Here is a 14,692-nt window from a genome sequence, read left to right on the forward strand (position 1 = left end):
GACCCAAGATAGGACGGCGGAAGGCTTTTCGCCACGCGCGCGATGTCATGTCGCGGGTTCTTGATCGATGAAGCCGGTCGCGGCCTCGAACCTTTCCCGGATCAGCACGCGCGCGCGGATCGCCGCGTCCCTTGCAAGGATCGGGCTAGAGACCGCCCCAGACGCATCGACCGCCGCCGGCAGGCCCGGGCGGACAGGCACCGGAAACCCTTTCAGCGCTTGCCTTTCGTCCGCCGGCAGACGGCTCGCCAGCCCGCCCAGCGGGCGGATGGCGACGTGCCCGGCGCCGGCGGTGATCTCATACCGGCCGTCCCAGACACCCGCCTCGCCGGCGGCCAGCAGCAGCGGCGAAAGGCCGCCCCTGCGCCCCTCCCCCGCCTCGCGGACGAAAAGAACGCCGGCCGCGTCGGCGACGATGCGAGCCCCGGCCAGGGTCGCGGTGAAATCCTCGCCCGCCCGCAACCGGGCCGTCAGGCGTTCGAGGCGGTCGCCGCGCGGCGGCGTGGTCGTGCCTGCCGCGCACAGGCAGGCGGCGGCGATCTGGGCGGCGGAAGCCTGGCGTGAAAGGCGCAGGGCGTGCTCGCCCGCGAAGCCGGTCGGCGGCGGCGGATCGGGCGGGATCGGCGGAACGCCGGCGTCCTCGCCCGTCAGAACGGCGCGGGCCCTGGCCCGGGGGGAGCGAATATCGGCGTTGGCCGGATCCTCCAGCCAGGTCTCGCCATGCTCGGACAGCCAGTCGCGCAAAGCCCCGCGGCGCGCCGCCAGCAGCGGCCGCAGCAGGAAGACCCCCCGCCCCTGCGGCCAGGCCGGCGACGGCGCCCATTGGCGCGGATCGGAGGTGGTCGAGCCCTCGGCCCGCATCCGCGCGGCCTCCAGCCGGTCGTCGGCGGTGTGGCCCAGCAGCAGGACGCCAGCTCCGGCCTCGCGAGCGGCCGTGGCCAGCAGGGCGTGGCGGGCGGCTCGGGCGGCCGCCGCCACGCCGGTCGAAGGCTTGTCGCCCGTCCAGTGCAGGGCGCGCACCTGCGCCCCAAGAGCCCGGGCCTTGGCCAAGGCGTCCGCCGTCCAGTCCGGGCTGGCGGGGTTGAGGCCGTGATCGACGGTCAGGGCCAGGACGGGCCGGTTCGCCGTCGCCGCCCAGCCCAGGGTCAGGCGCAGCAGGGCCAGGCTGTCGCTGCCGCCCGAAAAGCCGACGGCCAGGGGCGTGGTCGCCCCTGGCCGCAGCCGCCGTTTCAAAACGGCGTCGAAGTCTTCGATCAGGCCGCGCACTTGGCCTGGGTGCGGGTGCTCTTGGCCTTGCCGACCACGTCGGCCGGCGCCTTGGGATAGCGCTTGGCCAGCTCGTCGAGCGTGCGGCAGGCGTCGGCGGGCTTCTTCAGCGCCACCAGCGAGCGCGACAGCTTCAGCACCGCATTGGGCGCCCAGCTGGTCTGCGGCCAGCCACGCACGGCGCCGAGGTAGGAACCGGCTGCGTCGCCATAGGCCTCGCGCACGAACTGGGTTTCGCCCAGCCAGTAGCGAGCCTCGGGCGCCTTGGCGTCGTCGGGATAGGCCGAGACGAAGCCGCCGAAAGCGTTCTCGGCGCCGGCGTAGTCGCCGTCCAGCAGCATCTGGCGGGCCTGCTTGAAGGCCGTGGCCGGATCGGCGGCCACCGCCGGCGGAGCGGCGACCTGGGCGGCCGCGGCGTTGGCGGCGGCGGTCTCCAGCGTCGTGATCTTGCCTTCAAGGGCGGCCAGGCGCTGCTCCAGCTGGTCGGCGCGGGCCTTCTGGGCCTCGCCGCCGCGGCGGGCCTGGTCGATGTCGTGGGTCAGGACTTCGTTCTGTCCGTTCATCCGCTGGATGGTCTGCTCCAGGTCGTTGATCCGCTCGTTGAGGGCGGCGATCTGGGCGTCGGTCTCGGCGGTCTGGACGACGACGGGCTTGCCCGTGTCGCGGCCCTGGAAGACGATCGCCCGCAGCTCGCGCACGACCTTCTCCATCTTCTCGATGCGCTTGGCCGAGCGGTCGTCCAGCGGATCGGGCATCGGCGTCTGGGCCAGGGCCGGCGCGGCGACGGCGGCGGCCAGAACGACCGGCAGGACGGAGGCGAGGAGCGCGGTTATCAGCTTCATGTCGACGATTATGCCCCGGTTGCGGACAAAAGTGCGGCCAGAAACGCGGCCAGAAAAAAGGCCCCCCTCCGCTAGGAGGAGGGCCTTCGTTCAGATCAGGCGGTGAGCCTTAGCGCGCGCCTTCGGTGATGGCGGTGCGGCTGTTGCGGTTCTTGGCCCACGCGTCTTCGGTGGTGCCCGGATCCAGCGGACGCTCCTTGCCGAACGAGATCGTCTCGATGCGCGAGGCGGCGACGCCTTGGCCGATCAGGAACTCGCGGACGGCGTTGGCGCGGCGGGCGCCAAGGGCCAGGTTGTACTCACGGGTGCCGCGTTCGTCGGCGTTGCCTTCGATGCGGACGCGAACGGCCGAGTAGCGGGCGAGCCACTGGGCCTGGCCGGCCAGCACCGGCTGGGCGTCGGCGCGGACCGAGTAGGAGTCGGTGTCGAAGTAGACGCGGTCGCCGACGTTGACGACGAAGTCCTGCACCGTGCCCGGCAGCGGACCCTGGTCGACCGGGCCCGGGGCCGGCGGCGGGGTGTAGGGCTGTTCCGGGGCGGCCGGTTGGGTCGGGGCGGGCGGGGTTTCGACCGGACCGGCGGGCTTCGGGCGCGTACAGGCGGCCAGCGAAGCGACGGCCAGACCGATCAGCGCCAGTCGGGCGGCGCTCTTGGTGTCGAAGCTCATCCAGTATCTCCTCAAGTCTAGGTACGGCCTGGGTTCAAAACTCTTACCGGCGCTGCTCTTGCTCCGCCCCGCAAAAACGTTCCCTGGACCTCACGATGGCGTCAATCGGACGCTGTTCCACCTCGTTTCACCTGTCGGGTGAACGACGGATGAACAGCCACGCTCCAACGCGCCGAGGCTGTGGAAAGTTGCGAAACCTTCTTATTCCGCCGCTTTCCACGCCCGAAATCAGTCCAGCAGCGGCGACCAGGCCGGGTCGGACGCCGCGCCCGGATAGGCGGCAGGACGCAGGATTCGGCCGGTGATGTCGACGGTCCAGAGACGCGGATTGCCTGCCGAGCTCTCGCGGAAGAACATCAGCACCCGCCCGTTCGGCGCCCAGGTGGGGCCCTCGTCCAGATAGCTGGTGGTCAAGAGGCGCTCGTCACCGCCGTCAGTGCGCATGACGCCGATATGGAACTGACCGCCGGTCTGCTTGGTGAAGGCGATGTAGTCGCCACGCGGGCTCCACACCGGCGTCGTATAGCGGCCGCCGCCGTAGGAGATGCGGCGCACGCCCGAGCCGTCGGCGTTCATCACATAGAGCTGGGCCTGGCCGCCGCGGTCGGAGTTGAACACGATCTTGCTGCCGTCCGGCGAGAACGACGGCGAGGTGTCGATGGCCGGGTCGGTGGTGATGCGGGTCGACTGGCGGGTGCGCAGGTCGAGCACGTAGATGTCGCTATTGCCGCCCTTCTCGACCGAGAAGGCCACCTTCTTGCCGTCGGGCGAGAAGCGCGGGGCGAACACCATGCCGGGGAAGCGGCCGACCGTCTCCTGGCGGTTGGTCTGCAGATTCAGCAGATAGATGCTCGACCCCGTCGGCCGCAGGGCCATGTAGGTCAGCTCCTGGCTGGTAGCCGAGAAGCGCGGGGTCATCACGATCGACGAGCCGTCGGTGATGAACTGCGGGTTGGCGCCGTCCTGGTCCATGATGCCCAGGCGCTTGACGCGATTGAGCTTGGGGCCGCTCTCGGCGACGAAGGCCACGCGGGTGTCGAAATAGCCCTTCTCGCCGGTCAGGCGCTCATAGACCGCGTCGCTGATCTTATGAGCCACGCGGCGCCAGTTCTCGGCCGTCGAGGTGAATTGCAGGCCCAGGAGCTGCTGCTGGCTGAAGGTGTCCCACAGGCGGAAGTCGACGCGCAGCGAGCCGTCGGCGCCGACCGTGACCTGGCCGTTGATCAGGGCCTGGGCGCCGGTGCCCTGCCAGTCGGTGAAGCGCGGCTGCACGTTCACGTCGGTCAGCTTGTCGGGTACCCCGGCCACGTTGAGCGGCTGGAACAGGCCCGAGCGCTCGAGATTGCCGCTGATGACCTGGGCGATGTCGGCGCCGCGCTGGGCGCCGGCGAAGGCCGGGATCGCCACGGGCATCGGCTTGACCGCGCCCTTGTCGATGTCGATCTCGATCTGGGCCGCCGCCACGCCCGGCAGGGCGGCCGCGAACACGCCGCCCGTCAGGGCGAGGGTCACGGCGAGGAGCGGCGTGGCGAGGGTCCGCTTGGCGCGGGCGCTCTTGGCGATCATCGTCGGGCTTCCTTCCATTCTTCTCTTTGCGGCGTCCCTGGAACGCCTAACGCGCGGCGCAGGCGTCGCGCGCCTTGAAGTTCAGGTTCAGCTGCGTGTTGTAATAGTCCGGCGGCAGGCCTTCGAACGGCGCCGACTGGAAGACGGCGCGGATCGCCCGCTCGGCCTCGGTCTTGACGATGGCGTCGCCGGAGTTCTCGGCCCCGCCGGCCGTCACCTGGCCCTGGACGCGGCCGTTGCTGGCCAGCTTGAAGCTGAGCTTGATCTGCATCGAACCGCCGCCCACGACCTCGCAGTTGGGGTTCCAGCGCCGCTGGATCTCGTCCTTCATGCCGCTGATCGCCGCGGCCTGCATGGCCGTCATCTGGCCCGCGCCCGGGCGGGCCTGGGTGGCGGTCTCCGGACGGTTGGTCTGGCCCTTGGGCGCGGACGAGGCGGGCTTGCCGGCCGGCTTGGCGGTCTTGGACAGCGTCTTTTCCAGCGACGAGAAGAAGTCGGGCTCGGGCTTGGCCGGGGTCGGCTTCGGGGTCGGCTTGGGCTGCGGCTGCTGCGGCTTGGGCGTCGGGGTCGGCGCGGGCTTGGGCGGCGGCGTCGGTTGAGGCTTGGGCGTCGGCGCGGGCTGCGGCTTGGGCGGCGCCGGCTGGGGTTGGGGCGCCGGGGTCGGAGCCGGCGGCTCGGGCGTGGCCTCGGGAACCGGCTCGATGGTCTCGGCCGGCTGCTCGACAGGGTCCTCGATGGCCGGGCGCACATTGGTCGGCCCCTCGGTGACGATGGTCACCGGCACGCTCTCGCCGATGACGATCTTCTTGGACGTCTTCCACGGCCAGCCGATCATCACCGCCGCCACCACCGCGGCGTGGAGCGCGACCGAGCCCAGCAGGGCCGGAGACAGCTTGTTGCGTTCTTCCCGCATCAGGCTTGGCTATTCCCTACTGGGCCGGGCGCAGGTCGCCGCCGCCGGCCACCGGCTGGGCGTCCTGCGGGGCGGCACCCGACGACGGGCCGCCGGTGTCGGTCAGCAGGTTGATCTTGGTGAAGCCGGCCTTGGACAGGGCGGCCATGACCTGGGCGACCACCTCGTAGGGGGCCTTGCCGTCGGCGCGCACATAGATCGGCTTGTCGTTGGCGTCGCCGGCCTTGGCCGAGACGATCGAGGCGAACTCGGTGAACGGCGCCTGGTCCTCGCCGATGAACACCGCGCCGTCGTGGCGGACCGACACGGTGATCGGCTCCTGCTCGTTCTTCAGCGCGCCGGCCTCGGTCTTGGGCAGCTCCAGCTCCACGCCCGAGGTCAGCAGCGGGGCGCTGATCATGAAGATGATCAGCAGCACCAGCATGACGTCGACCAGCGGGGTGACGTTGATCTCGGACAGGGCCCCCTTGCCGCGCCGGCGTCGACGGCGGCCCCGGCCGCCGCCCGAGGTGGCGAAGGCGTCGTTTGCGGACATCGCCATGGGATCAGACCCGCTCGCTGAGGCGACGCTGGATGGCGGTCGACAGGTCGTCGGCGAAGTTCTCCAGGCGGCCGGCGTACTTCGAGGCGTCGGTCGAGAACTTGTTGTAGGCGATATAGGCCGGGATGGCGGCGATCAGGCCGACGGCGGTGGCGAACAGGGCCTCGGCGATGGCCGGAGCCACGACGGTCAGCGAGGTGTTCTTGGCCGCGGCGATGCTCTGGAAGGCGTGCATGATGCCCCAGACCGTGCCGAACAGGCCGATGAACGGCGAGGCGGTGGCGACGATCGCCAGGCTGCCCAGGCCCTCTTCGGCCTTAGCGCTCTCGCGGGCGATCTGGGTGTCGAGCACGCGGTCGATGCGCTGGGACAGCAGGGCCACCTGGCCTTCGCTCTGCACGCCCTTGGTCTTGGCTTCGCGCCATTCCTTGAGGGCGGCCTGCAGCATGCGCGGCAGGGCGTGGCGCGGGTTCGAGCCGGCCTCGCCGGCGACGTCCTCGAGCGAGCGGCCCGAACCGACCTGCTCCTCGAAGCGGTCGGCGGCGCGGTTCAGCGCCGAGAAACGGAACAGCTTGTCGAGAATGACCGCCCAGGAGCCCAGCGAGGCGAGGATCAGACCGATCATCACCAGCTTGACCACCCAGTCGGCGTTCAGGAACAGCGTGATGAAGGAGAAGCTTTCGGGGCTGGCGGCGGCGTCCATGCGGGGTCCTGTTCCGTTCGGGCGTCAATCTAGGGCGCTTCGGGCGAAGTGTGTGCGTTTGCCCGCCCGAATGCGCTCCAGGCACTAAGGTGATTGGTCTGCGCCTTACTGCATGAAGCGGCGCAATGTTGAAACTATGACATTGGTTGCAAGCGGCCCATTTTTCACCGACCCGCGATCTTCATTGTCACGCAGGCGTCGTCAGTTCTCTTCCGCAGCGAGCCAGGGCGTGACCTTGGCGGTCATCTCGGCCGACGGCTTGCGTGGGCGGCCATCCAGGCTGATGCAGACGGCCTCGACATTGGCCGCGCAGACCAGCTCCTCGCCGCGCGTGATCCACTGCCTGGCCAGCAGGCGCACGCCCTTGATGCGGTTCCACACCGTGTGCACCACCAGGGCGTCGTCGACCCTCGCCGCGCGCTTGAAGTCGATCTCCATGCGGGTGATGGCGAAGGCCGTGTCGATGGCCGCCAGCTCGGTGTGCGACACCCCGATCATCCGGAAGAAGTCGCTGCGCCCCCGCTCGAAATAGCGCAGGTAGTTGGCGTGATAGACGATCCCCGAAAAGTCGGTGTCCTCGTAATAGATGCGGACGGGCAGCTGGTGCTCGGTCCCGACGAAGACGCCGGCGGTGGGTTGGGGAAGATCGGTCATGGCGCACCTTTGCTCCCCTCTCCCAGAGGGAGAGGGAGGGGCCCATGCGAAGCATGGGAGGGTGAGGGGTTAAGGCGGTCGAGGGCGAAACCCCTCATCCTCCCACGCCCTGCGGGCGCGGGCCCCTCCTTCTCCCTCAGGGAGAAGGGTTTCAAGCGTCATCCCCGAACAGCCCGCCCTGCGCCCCCGGGGGCGCGGCGGGCGGGGTCAGACCCAGGTGCAGATAGGCCTTGCCGCAGGCCATGCGGCCGCGCGGCGTGCGCTGGATGAAGCCCTGCTGCATCAGGTAGGGCTCGATCACGTCCTCGACCGCGTCGCGAGCCTCGGCGATGGCGTAGGCGATGGTCTCCACGCCCACCGGCCCGCCGCCATAGTGCTCGATCATTGCCCGCAGATAGCGGCGGTCGAGGCTGTCGAGACCGCTCTCGTCGACCTCCAGACGGGCCAGGGCCATGGCCGCGGCCTTGCGGTCGATCACCTGCGCCCCGTCGGCGGTGGCGAAGTCGCGCACCCGGCGCAGCAGGCGGCCGGCGACGCGCGGCGTGCCGCGGGCCCGCTTGGCGATCTCGTCGGCGCCGTCGTCCGACAGCGGCGCGCCCATCTTGCGCGCGCCGTGCAGCAGCACGTGGCGCAGCTCTCGCGGGGTGTAGAACTCCAGCCGCACCGGAATGCCGAAACGGTCGCGCAGGGGCGTCGCCAGCATGCCCGCCCGCGTGGTGGCCGCGACCAGGGTGAAGGGCGCCAGATCGATGCGGATCGAGCGGGCCGACGGCCCCTCCCCGATCACCAGGTCGAGCACGTGGTCCTCCATCGCCGGATAGAGGATCTCCTCGACGTTGGACGACAGCCGGTGGATCTCGTCGATGAACAGGACGTCGTTGGGCTCGAGATTGGTCAGGATCGCGGCCAGGTCGCCGGGCTTGTTCAGCACCGGGCCGGAGGTGGCGCGGAAGTTCACGCCCAGCTCGCGGGCGACGATCTGGGCCAGGGTGGTCTTGCCCAGGCCGGGAGGGCCAAACAGCAGCACGTGGTCGAGCGACTCGCCCCGTCCCTTGGCCGCCTCGATGAAGATCCGCAGATTGGCCTTGGCCTGCTCCTGACCGACGAACTCGACCAGGGTCTGGGGCCTCAGGGCGCGGTCGGTTGCGCCGGGGATCTGCTCGCCGTGCTGAGCTTCGCCGGAAACGATGCGGGTCATTGGGCGCTTCCCTGACTTCCCCCTCCGGCCCTCCGGGCCACCTCCCCCTTCAGGGGGAGGGTCGCTCGCGCCAAGACCCTCCCCCTGAAGGGGGAGGTGTCGGCGAAGCCGACGGAGGGGGAAGTGGTTTCACGAAGCCAGCTCATCGGCCCAGCTCCTGAAGGCCGGCCTTGATCAGCGCCTGCACGGACGCCTCATCCCCCAGCTTCGCAGCAGCCGCCTCGACCACGCGACGGGCGTTCACCTCGGCCACGCCCAGGCCCATCAGGGCGGCGACGGCGTCGCCGGTGGCGGCGGGCTTGGCGGGGGCGGACGGAGCTGCGCTTGTCGTGGGCGCGGCTGTCAGCACCGGACCATCGGTGATCGGCTTGCCCTTCAGCTCGGTGACGATGCGCAGGGCGAGTTTCGGACCCACGCCGTTGGCGCGCCCGACGGCGGCCTTGTCCTCACGCGCCACCGCGCTGGCCAGTTCGGCCGGCGACAGCACGTCGAGCACGGCCATGGCGGCCTTGGGCCCCACGCCCTGGATCGCCTGCAGCAGCACGAAGGCCCGGCGATCGTCGCGGGTGGAGAAGCCGTACAGGCGCAGGCCCTGGTTCTCGCTCCACTGGCTTTCGACATGGACGAGCGTCTCCTCGCCCAGGGCCGGCAGCCGCTGGAGGGTGCGCTGGCCGCAGCGGACGATGTAGCCGACGCCCATGACGTCGATCAGGGCCTCTTCCTCGCCGACCTCGGCGACGGCCCCTCTCAGGCGTCCGATCATGCGACTCTCCGGGCGGTGCGGGCGTGGGCGTGGGCGATGGCCACCGCAAGCGCATCGGCGGCGTCGGCCGTGGGCGAGCCCGCGGTCGGCAGCAGGCGGGCGATCATGAAGGCGACCTGGGCCTTGTCGGCCGCGCCGGTGCCCACCACCGCCTTCTTGACCACGGGCGCGGAGTATTCGGCGACGATCAGGCCGGCGCGGGCCGGGGCGATCATCGAGGCCGCGCGCGCATGGCCCAGCTTCAGCGTCGACTGTGCGTTGGTGTTGACGAAGGTCTCTTCCACCGCCGCCTCGTCGGGCGCGTGCTGCTCGATCACCGCGCAGACGCCCTCGAACAGGGTCAGCAGGCGGTCGGAGAAGGCGGCCTTCTCGTCGGGCGCGATGACGCCGTGGGCGATGTGGGTGATGCGCGAGCCGGCCACGCCGATCACGCCCCAGCCGGTGCGGCGGAGGCCCGGATCGAGGCCGAGGATGCGCAAGGGGCGATTCGCGTTCATCATGTGTTCTCGCAGTCTCGCCCTTTCCTGTCGCCAGGAAAAGCCGCGTCATGCTTAAGCACGGGTTAACGCCAGGCCCTGGTTTTCAAGCATGTGGCTTGCGCAGCGAGGCGAAGCCCGCTCCTGTTCCGGCCACGTTTTGCGACACTCGAAGGTCGGACCATGCGCCTGAAGGCCCTTTTCGCCACCACCGCGGCCCTCGCCGCCCTGCCCGTTCTGGCCCACGCCCAGCCGACGCCCGGCCCGCAGGTCACGCCCCGCGCCGACCAGACGGCTTTCCGCGCGCTCTACAAGGAGCTTGTGGAGATCGACACCACCCTGTCGAAGGGCAGCTGCACCGCCGCCGCCGAGGCCATGGGCGCGCGCCTGAAGGCCGCCGGCTATCCGGAGGGCGACGTCAAGGTCGTGGTCGATCCGAAATATCCGCGCGAGGGCAGCCTAGTCGCCGTGCTGCGCGGGACCGACGCCAAGTCCAAGCCCATGCTGCTTCTGGCCCACATCGACGTGGTCGAGGCCAAGCGCGAGGACTGGACGCGCGACCCGTTCAAGCTGGTCGAGGAAAACGGCTACTTCTACGGACGCGGCACTTCGGACGACAAGGCGCAGGCGGCCATCTGGGCCGACACCCTGGTCCGCCTCAAGCAAAGCGGCTTCAAGCCCAAGCGCGACATCAAGATGGCGCTGACCTGCGGCGAGGAGAGCGAGGGCTATAACGGCATCGAGGACCTGGTGAAGAACCACCGTCCGCTGGTCGACGCCGAGTTCGCGCTGAACGAGGGCGCCGACGGCCTGCTGGACGAGACCGGCAAGGAGATCGTGCTCGAGGTCCAGGCCGGCGAGAAGGTCTACCAGGACTTTACCCTGACGGCGACCAACCCCGGCGGCCACTCCAGCCGCCCCGTGGCCGACAACGCCATCTATCACCTGACGGGCGCCGTCGGCCGCATCGGCGCCTACCAGTTCCCGACCCGCTTCATCGACGCCACGCGCGGCTACTTCACCCAGATGCAGGCCCGGGTGCCGGCCGACCAGGCTGCCGCCATGAAGGCCCTGGTCGCCAATGTCGAGGACCCCGAGGCCCTGAAGGTGCTGACCAGGGACGCCGGCTGGAACTCGATCCTGCGCACCACCTGCGTAGCCACCATGGTCAACGCCGGCCACGCGCCCAACGCCCTGCCCCAGCGCGCTGCCGCCAACATCAACTGCCGCATCCTGCCAGGCACGCCGGTCGAGGAGGTGAAGGCCAAGCTGACCGAGCTGGTCGCCGACCCGGCCGTCACCGTCACCCTTGCCCACGAGGCCAAGCCGGTCTCGCCGCCGCCGGCCCTGACGCCCGCCATCATGGGCCCGATCCAGAAGAACGCCGCCAAGCAGTGGCCCGGCGTGCCGATCGTGCCGATCCTGCTGACCGGCGCCACCGACGGCGTGCACACCAACGCCGCGGGCATCCCGACCTATGGCGTCAGCGGCCTGTTCGGCAATGCGGACGGCGACGGCGTGCACGGCCTCAACGAGCGCATGCGGGTGAAATCGCTCTATGACGGGCGGGATTTCCTCTACGCGCTGGTCAAGGACTACGCGGGCGGGAAGTAGGCAGTGCGTGGTCCTCGCCCTTCGACAGGCTCAGGGTGAGGACCATTCTTGAGGCCGAGGCAGCAGTGAAACCTCATCCTGAGCTTGTCGAAGGACGAGGTTTCCGCCCCCACTACACCCCCGCCATCTCCACCCAGCCGAACAGGGCCTTGAGGATCAGCGCCCGCACCGCCGGGGCGTCCACCGACACGCAGACCTCGGCGTTGGGCTCGCCCTCGACGCGCTCGATGCGGCCCTGGCGGTCGCCATCCAAGACCACGCGCAGGCGCGCCGGCTCGAAGGTGAAGGCCTCGGGCGACACCAGGCTGGCGGCGGCGACGGCGTCATGCGGGTGACAGCCCTCCGCGCTCCAGGCCTTCTGGTGGAAGGCGATATAGGGCCCGGCCGCCCGGCTCAGCCGCGCCGACAGCGGGCTGCCGCAGCAGCGCGCGCCGCTGTCGAGGTCGGCGGCGGTGATGGTGACCAGACTGGTGACGTCCAGCGGCACGAGGCGCGGCCTGACCCCCGCCTCCAGGATCCGGGCCAGGGCCTCGGGATCGCTCCAGCTGTTGAAGTCGGCTCCGCCGGCGGCCTTGCCCTGCACCGCGAAGGCGCCGGCCATGATCGTCGGCGACCAACCACGAAAGGCGGCCGGATCGTCCAGCAGGCCCAGCGCCAGATTGGTCAGCGGCCCCAGGAACAGGCCCTTCACCCGTCGCCGCGCCAGGAAGGCCAGCAGGCTGACGCCGTGGCCGCGATCCAGTTCGGGCAGCTTCCAGCGCTGGGAAAAGCCGGCGCCGTTCAGGCCGTCCGGACCGTGGGCCGGGCGCATCCGCTCGACCCGACGCCGGGCCAGCCCCGCGCCGGCGCCGATATAGACCTCGGCCGCGCAGCCGGCGAGACGCAGCACGCCCCGGGCGTTGGCGGCGGCCTGGTCGACATAGGTGTTGCCGAACACGGCCGAGACCGAGCCCACCTCGACGGCCTCGCGCGCCCGCGCCAGCAGGGCCAGGGCGAGAGCGTCGTCCACGCCGCAGTCGGTGTCGATGTGCAGACGAAGCGCCATGGCCGCGATCATAGCCGATCAGCGGGCGCGCCCGGAAGCCGTCGGCGAGCGTCGTTCAGTCCTTTCTGGGCAGGATGTCGAACTCGACCACGCGCTGGTCTTCCTCCAGGCGCCGGGCCAGTTCGCCCAGCCGCAGGGTTCCCTTGCCCGAGAACGAGCCGGCCAGCTCGAACAGGGTCCCGCCGCCGATCAGGCGCTGATTGATGCGCCCCCCTTCCAGCTCATAGATCGCAAGAAGCCCGCGCAGTTGCGCCTCGTCGACCAGGGCGTCGCGGCGAAAGCGCACGGCGATCTCGGCATAGTTCTTCTGCGGCATGTGGCGGTCCAGCCAGCGGGCGGCGCTGAGCACCACGACGCTGAGCACCGTGCCGGCGATCGCCAGGTCGTACAGCGCCATGCCAAACAGCATGCCCAGCGCCGAGGTGATCCACAGCGAGGCCGCGGTCGTCAGGCCGTGCACCGAAACGCCCTGCTGGAAGATGACGCCGCCGCACAGGAAGCCGACGCCGGTCAGCACCCCATGGGCCATGCGGACGGGATCGATGCGCACCGTCTCCAGCGGCGTGTCGCCCATCCATTTCAGCTGGTGCACGGCCGCCAGCATCAGCAGGGCCGAGGCCAGCGACACCAGCATGTGGGTGCGCAGGCCGGCGGGACGCGAGCGGTACTCGCGCTCGAACCCGACCACCGCCCCGGCGGCCAGGGCGCCCAGCACGGGCAGCACATATTGCAGGGAAGCGCCGTCCATGGCGGTGAAACGGCCAAGCGGGGCAAGAGGTTCGCCGGCTCGCCCAAGGCCCTTCCGCCTCCAACGGGGGAAAGAGGCGGAAGGAACCCCGGCTCGCCCGCCTCCAGGGTGGGGGACGGGGGTCGGCGGGCGCGCGGCAGGGCGGCGCCCTCACGTGGACGCCGCCTCCATGTTCACAGCTACGGCGGCCGTCGCCGGACGGATGCGCGCGCCCCCGAAAAATCAGCTGAAGCCGTTGACCATCTTGCGCAGGCGGCGGGCGACGTCCTCGGGGCGGTCGGCGATCTGGAGGAACAGGGCCTGGACTTCGGCCTCCTCCAGGCCGGCGGCGCGAAGGGTGCGCCAGGCGCCCAGCAGTGCGGCCAGGGCCACTTCCTGGCGGTCGGGAACGATGGCGGCGGCGGACATGGGACTGGCCTCTTCAGGAACCGGAGGCGCCACAATGTTCATTTTTTGTTCTCAGTGGCAAGCCCCGGCGCCGAGGATTCGGCGCCGGGGCTGAAGCGGCCTTAGCGGCAGACCGTGCGTTCGTAGACCGAGCCGCTGTAGCGGTCGTAGTCACGGGTGGTCCAACAGTCGCTGCGGTGGCGGCGGCCGTAGCCGTAGCCATAACCATAGCGCGGCGGCGGGGCGCGATAGCCGTAGTCGTAGCCATAGGCCGGACGGCCGTAATAGCCGCGGTCGTAATAACCCCGGTCACGGCGGTCGTTGTTCAGCGACGAGCCGATGGCCAGGCCCACGATGCCGCCGACAATGGCGGCGGCCGCGGCGTCGTTGCCGCGATCACGGTGGCGGTGGCGGCGCCAGTCGTCGGCCGAGGCCTGGGTGCTGGCGGCGATCATGGTCAGGGCGGCGAGGCCGGCGGCGGCGCCCCCGAAGATCTTGAGCGGTTTGAAAGCCATGGCGGCCTCCTTCGGAAAAGCTTGTCCCAAGCCTGCGCGTCCGCGCCTGAACCCCGTGTGAACGAAGCTGTCAGGTGGAAAGCTGCGCCAAGGCGCCTTTTTTGTTCACCTTTCTGGGCGATGCTTTTGCTCGAACGTGGCCAGAAGGCCATCGACGCGACGAAGGCGGACGAAAGCGATGTCGAGCAACAACACGGCCTATACCCCCGGCGAAGCCCTGCAGGTGCTGTCGTTCGAGGTCGGCGCCCAGACCTATTGCGTGCCGGTCGGCACGGTTCGCGAGATCCGCGGCGTCACGCCCCCCACCCCGCTGCCCGACGCCCCGCCGCACGTGCGCGGCGTCATCAACCTGCGCGGCCAGGTGATGCCGGTCATCGACCTGTCGGCCCGCCTCGGCAAGGGTCCGGCCCAGGACGGTCCGCGCCAGGTGATCATCGTCGTCGAGAACGGCCGCGACGTGGCCGGCCTGCTGGTCGACGCCGTGTGCGACAGCTTCATCGTCGAAGCCAGCCAGATCAGCCCGCCGCCGTCGGTCGGCGACGAAGCCTCGGCCCTGGTCTCGGCCGTGATCACCACCGAAACCGCCATGGTGGTTCTGCTGACCGTCGACGCCATCCTGCCCGAGCGCCCGATCGACCTGGCGGCCTAGGGTTTCAAACGTCTCTTTCTTTCGCTTGCCTCGCCCCTGTGGCGAGGGCCCATGCCGGCGACCGCTCAGACCTCGTCCGTCCTGAAAGATCTGAGCGGCTGAACGATGGGCCCTGGGCACGAGGCCCAGGGAAGCAGGATCAGGT

16 protein-coding genes and 1 pseudogene are annotated in these 14,692 nt (G+C 70.2%); 2 read left to right on the forward strand and 15 right to left on the reverse strand.

The features are described from left to right. Nucleotides 1-45: 45 nt before the first annotated feature. The 11 genes from tilS to ruvC all read right to left on the reverse strand — a co-directional run bounded on the left by tilS (nucleotide 46) and on the right by ruvC (nucleotide 9,625). Nucleotides 46-1,266 carry a tRNA lysidine(34) synthetase TilS gene (gene tilS / locus P7A99_RS11430; protein WP_431307661.1) on the reverse strand — a complete coding sequence of 407 codons (1,221 nt, stop codon included), beginning with the start codon at nucleotides 1,264-1,266 and terminating at the stop codon, nucleotides 46-48. Further along, on the reverse strand, nucleotides 1,254-2,108 hold the full coding sequence (gene ybgF / locus P7A99_RS11435) for a tol-pal system protein YbgF (RefSeq protein WP_277793987.1): 855 nt from the start codon (nucleotides 2,106-2,108) through the stop codon (nucleotides 1,254-1,256). Before ybgF ends, tilS begins: the two co-directional genes overlap by 13 nt. A gap of 109 nt (nucleotides 2,109-2,217) precedes the next feature. Continuing rightward, nucleotides 2,218-2,790, reverse strand: coding sequence for a peptidoglycan-associated lipoprotein Pal (gene pal / locus P7A99_RS11440; RefSeq protein WP_277793988.1), 573 nt, complete (start codon nucleotides 2,788-2,790; stop codon nucleotides 2,218-2,220). Between the two features lie 213 nt (nucleotides 2,791-3,003). Continuing rightward, nucleotides 3,004-4,341 (reverse strand): Tol-Pal system beta propeller repeat protein TolB, encoded by a 1,338-nt coding sequence (gene tolB, locus P7A99_RS11445; RefSeq protein ID WP_277793989.1) that lies wholly within the window; start codon nucleotides 4,339-4,341, stop codon nucleotides 3,004-3,006. Between the two features lie 46 nt (nucleotides 4,342-4,387). Continuing rightward, nucleotides 4,388-5,254, reverse strand: a complete 867-nt coding sequence (locus P7A99_RS11450) for an energy transducer TonB (RefSeq protein WP_277793990.1) — start codon at nucleotides 5,252-5,254, stop codon at nucleotides 4,388-4,390. 16 nt (nucleotides 5,255-5,270) lie between these two features. Continuing rightward, a complete protein-coding gene (locus P7A99_RS11455) occupies nucleotides 5,271-5,795 on the reverse strand; it encodes an ExbD/TolR family protein (protein WP_277793991.1) in 525 nt (174 codons plus the stop codon). 4 nt (nucleotides 5,796-5,799) lie between these two features. Continuing rightward, on the reverse strand, nucleotides 5,800-6,498 hold the full coding sequence (gene tolQ / locus P7A99_RS11460; RefSeq protein WP_101720150.1) for a protein TolQ: 699 nt from the start codon (nucleotides 6,496-6,498) through the stop codon (nucleotides 5,800-5,802). Between the two features lie 201 nt (nucleotides 6,499-6,699). Continuing rightward, entirely contained in the window at nucleotides 6,700-7,152 is a 453-nt protein-coding gene (gene ybgC, locus P7A99_RS11465) for a tol-pal system-associated acyl-CoA thioesterase (protein WP_277793992.1), read from the reverse strand. A 151-nt stretch (nucleotides 7,153-7,303) separates the two neighbouring features. Continuing rightward, nucleotides 7,304-8,350 (reverse strand): Holliday junction branch migration DNA helicase RuvB, encoded by a 1,047-nt coding sequence (ruvB, locus tag P7A99_RS11470; protein WP_277793993.1) that lies wholly within the window; start codon nucleotides 8,348-8,350, stop codon nucleotides 7,304-7,306. A 142-nt stretch (nucleotides 8,351-8,492) separates the two neighbouring features. Continuing rightward, on the reverse strand, nucleotides 8,493-9,113 hold the full coding sequence (gene ruvA, locus P7A99_RS11475; RefSeq protein ID WP_277793994.1) for a Holliday junction branch migration protein RuvA: 621 nt from the start codon (nucleotides 9,111-9,113) through the stop codon (nucleotides 8,493-8,495). Further along, nucleotides 9,110-9,625 (reverse strand): crossover junction endodeoxyribonuclease RuvC, encoded by a 516-nt coding sequence (gene ruvC, locus P7A99_RS11480; RefSeq protein WP_199229210.1) that lies wholly within the window; start codon nucleotides 9,623-9,625, stop codon nucleotides 9,110-9,112. The genes ruvA and ruvC overlap by 4 nt, the downstream gene beginning before the upstream one ends. Before the next feature lie 147 nt (nucleotides 9,626-9,772). Here ruvC and P7A99_RS11485 point away from each other — a divergent pair, with 147 nt between their 5' ends. Next, nucleotides 9,773-11,203 carry a M20/M25/M40 family metallo-hydrolase gene (locus tag P7A99_RS11485; RefSeq protein ID WP_431307662.1) on the forward strand — a complete coding sequence of 477 codons (1,431 nt, stop codon included), beginning with the start codon at nucleotides 9,773-9,775 and terminating at the stop codon, nucleotides 11,201-11,203. A gap of 112 nt (nucleotides 11,204-11,315) precedes the next feature. Here the strand turns inward: P7A99_RS11485 and P7A99_RS11490 are convergent, their stop codons facing one another. From P7A99_RS11490 to P7A99_RS11505, 4 genes and pseudogenes are all read right to left on the reverse strand, one after another. Beyond that, nucleotides 11,316-12,248: a nucleoside hydrolase gene (locus P7A99_RS11490; protein WP_277793995.1), complete on the reverse strand. Its 933-nt coding sequence runs from the start codon at nucleotides 12,246-12,248 to the stop codon at nucleotides 11,316-11,318. A gap of 55 nt (nucleotides 12,249-12,303) precedes the next feature. After that, nucleotides 12,304-12,996, reverse strand: a complete 693-nt coding sequence (locus P7A99_RS11495; RefSeq protein WP_277793996.1) for an MgtC/SapB family protein — start codon at nucleotides 12,994-12,996, stop codon at nucleotides 12,304-12,306. A gap of 222 nt (nucleotides 12,997-13,218) precedes the next feature. Next, nucleotides 13,219-13,365: pseudogene (locus P7A99_RS11500) on the reverse strand (hypothetical protein); the annotation flags it as partial. A 140-nt stretch (nucleotides 13,366-13,505) separates the two neighbouring features. Next, on the reverse strand, nucleotides 13,506-13,898 hold the full coding sequence (locus P7A99_RS11505) for a hypothetical protein (protein ID WP_277793997.1): 393 nt from the start codon (nucleotides 13,896-13,898) through the stop codon (nucleotides 13,506-13,508). Nucleotides 13,899-14,076: 178 nt separating this feature from the next. On the opposite strand from P7A99_RS11505, the gene P7A99_RS11510 reads away from it, so the two are divergent. Continuing rightward, the gene (locus tag P7A99_RS11510) at nucleotides 14,077-14,547 is read left to right on the forward strand and encodes a chemotaxis protein CheW (RefSeq protein WP_277793998.1); all 471 of its coding nucleotides are present in this window, start codon (nucleotides 14,077-14,079) and stop codon (nucleotides 14,545-14,547) included. The last annotated feature ends 145 nt before the right edge of the window (nucleotides 14,548-14,692 follow it).

It is taken from the genome of Caulobacter endophyticus (genome assembly GCF_029543245.1).
Lineage (GTDB): Bacteria > Pseudomonadota > Alphaproteobacteria > Caulobacterales > Caulobacteraceae > Caulobacter > Caulobacter endophyticus_A.

What these genes read in the sequence shown, in the direction of transcription:
- ybgF (WP_277793987.1), bottom strand. Translation starts at nt 2,108, where the DNA reads ATGAAGCTGATAACCGCGCTCCTCGCCTCCGTCCTGCCGGTCGTTCTG.
- tolB (WP_277793989.1), bottom strand. Translation starts at nt 4,341, where the DNA reads ATGATCGCCAAGAGCGCCCGCGCCAAGCGGACCCTCGCCACGCCGCTC.
- P7A99_RS11450 (WP_277793990.1), bottom strand. Translation starts at nt 5,254, where the DNA reads ATGCGGGAAGAACGCAACAAGCTGTCTCCGGCCCTGCTGGGCTCGGTC.
- P7A99_RS11455 (WP_277793991.1), bottom strand. Translation starts at nt 5,795, where the DNA reads ATGGCGATGTCCGCAAACGACGCCTTCGCCACCTCGGGCGGCGGCCGG.
- tolQ (WP_101720150.1), bottom strand. Translation starts at nt 6,498, where the DNA reads ATGGACGCCGCCGCCAGCCCCGAAAGCTTCTCCTTCATCACGCTGTTC.
- ybgC (WP_277793992.1), bottom strand. Translation starts at nt 7,152, where the DNA reads ATGACCGATCTTCCCCAACCCACCGCCGGCGTCTTCGTCGGGACCGAG.
- ruvB (WP_277793993.1), bottom strand. Translation starts at nt 8,350, where the DNA reads ATGACCCGCATCGTTTCCGGCGAAGCTCAGCACGGCGAGCAGATCCCC.
- ruvA (WP_277793994.1), bottom strand. Translation starts at nt 9,113, where the DNA reads ATGATCGGACGCCTGAGAGGGGCCGTCGCCGAGGTCGGCGAGGAAGAG.
- P7A99_RS11485 (WP_431307662.1), top strand. Translation starts at nt 9,773, where the DNA reads ATGCGCCTGAAGGCCCTTTTCGCCACCACCGCGGCCCTCGCCGCCCTG.
- P7A99_RS11490 (WP_277793995.1), bottom strand. Translation starts at nt 12,248, where the DNA reads ATGGCGCTTCGTCTGCACATCGACACCGACTGCGGCGTGGACGACGCT.
- P7A99_RS11495 (WP_277793996.1), bottom strand. Translation starts at nt 12,996, where the DNA reads ATGGACGGCGCTTCCCTGCAATATGTGCTGCCCGTGCTGGGCGCCCTG.
- P7A99_RS11505 (WP_277793997.1), bottom strand. Translation starts at nt 13,898, where the DNA reads ATGGCTTTCAAACCGCTCAAGATCTTCGGGGGCGCCGCCGCCGGCCTC.
- P7A99_RS11510 (WP_277793998.1), top strand. Translation starts at nt 14,077, where the DNA reads ATGTCGAGCAACAACACGGCCTATACCCCCGGCGAAGCCCTGCAGGTG.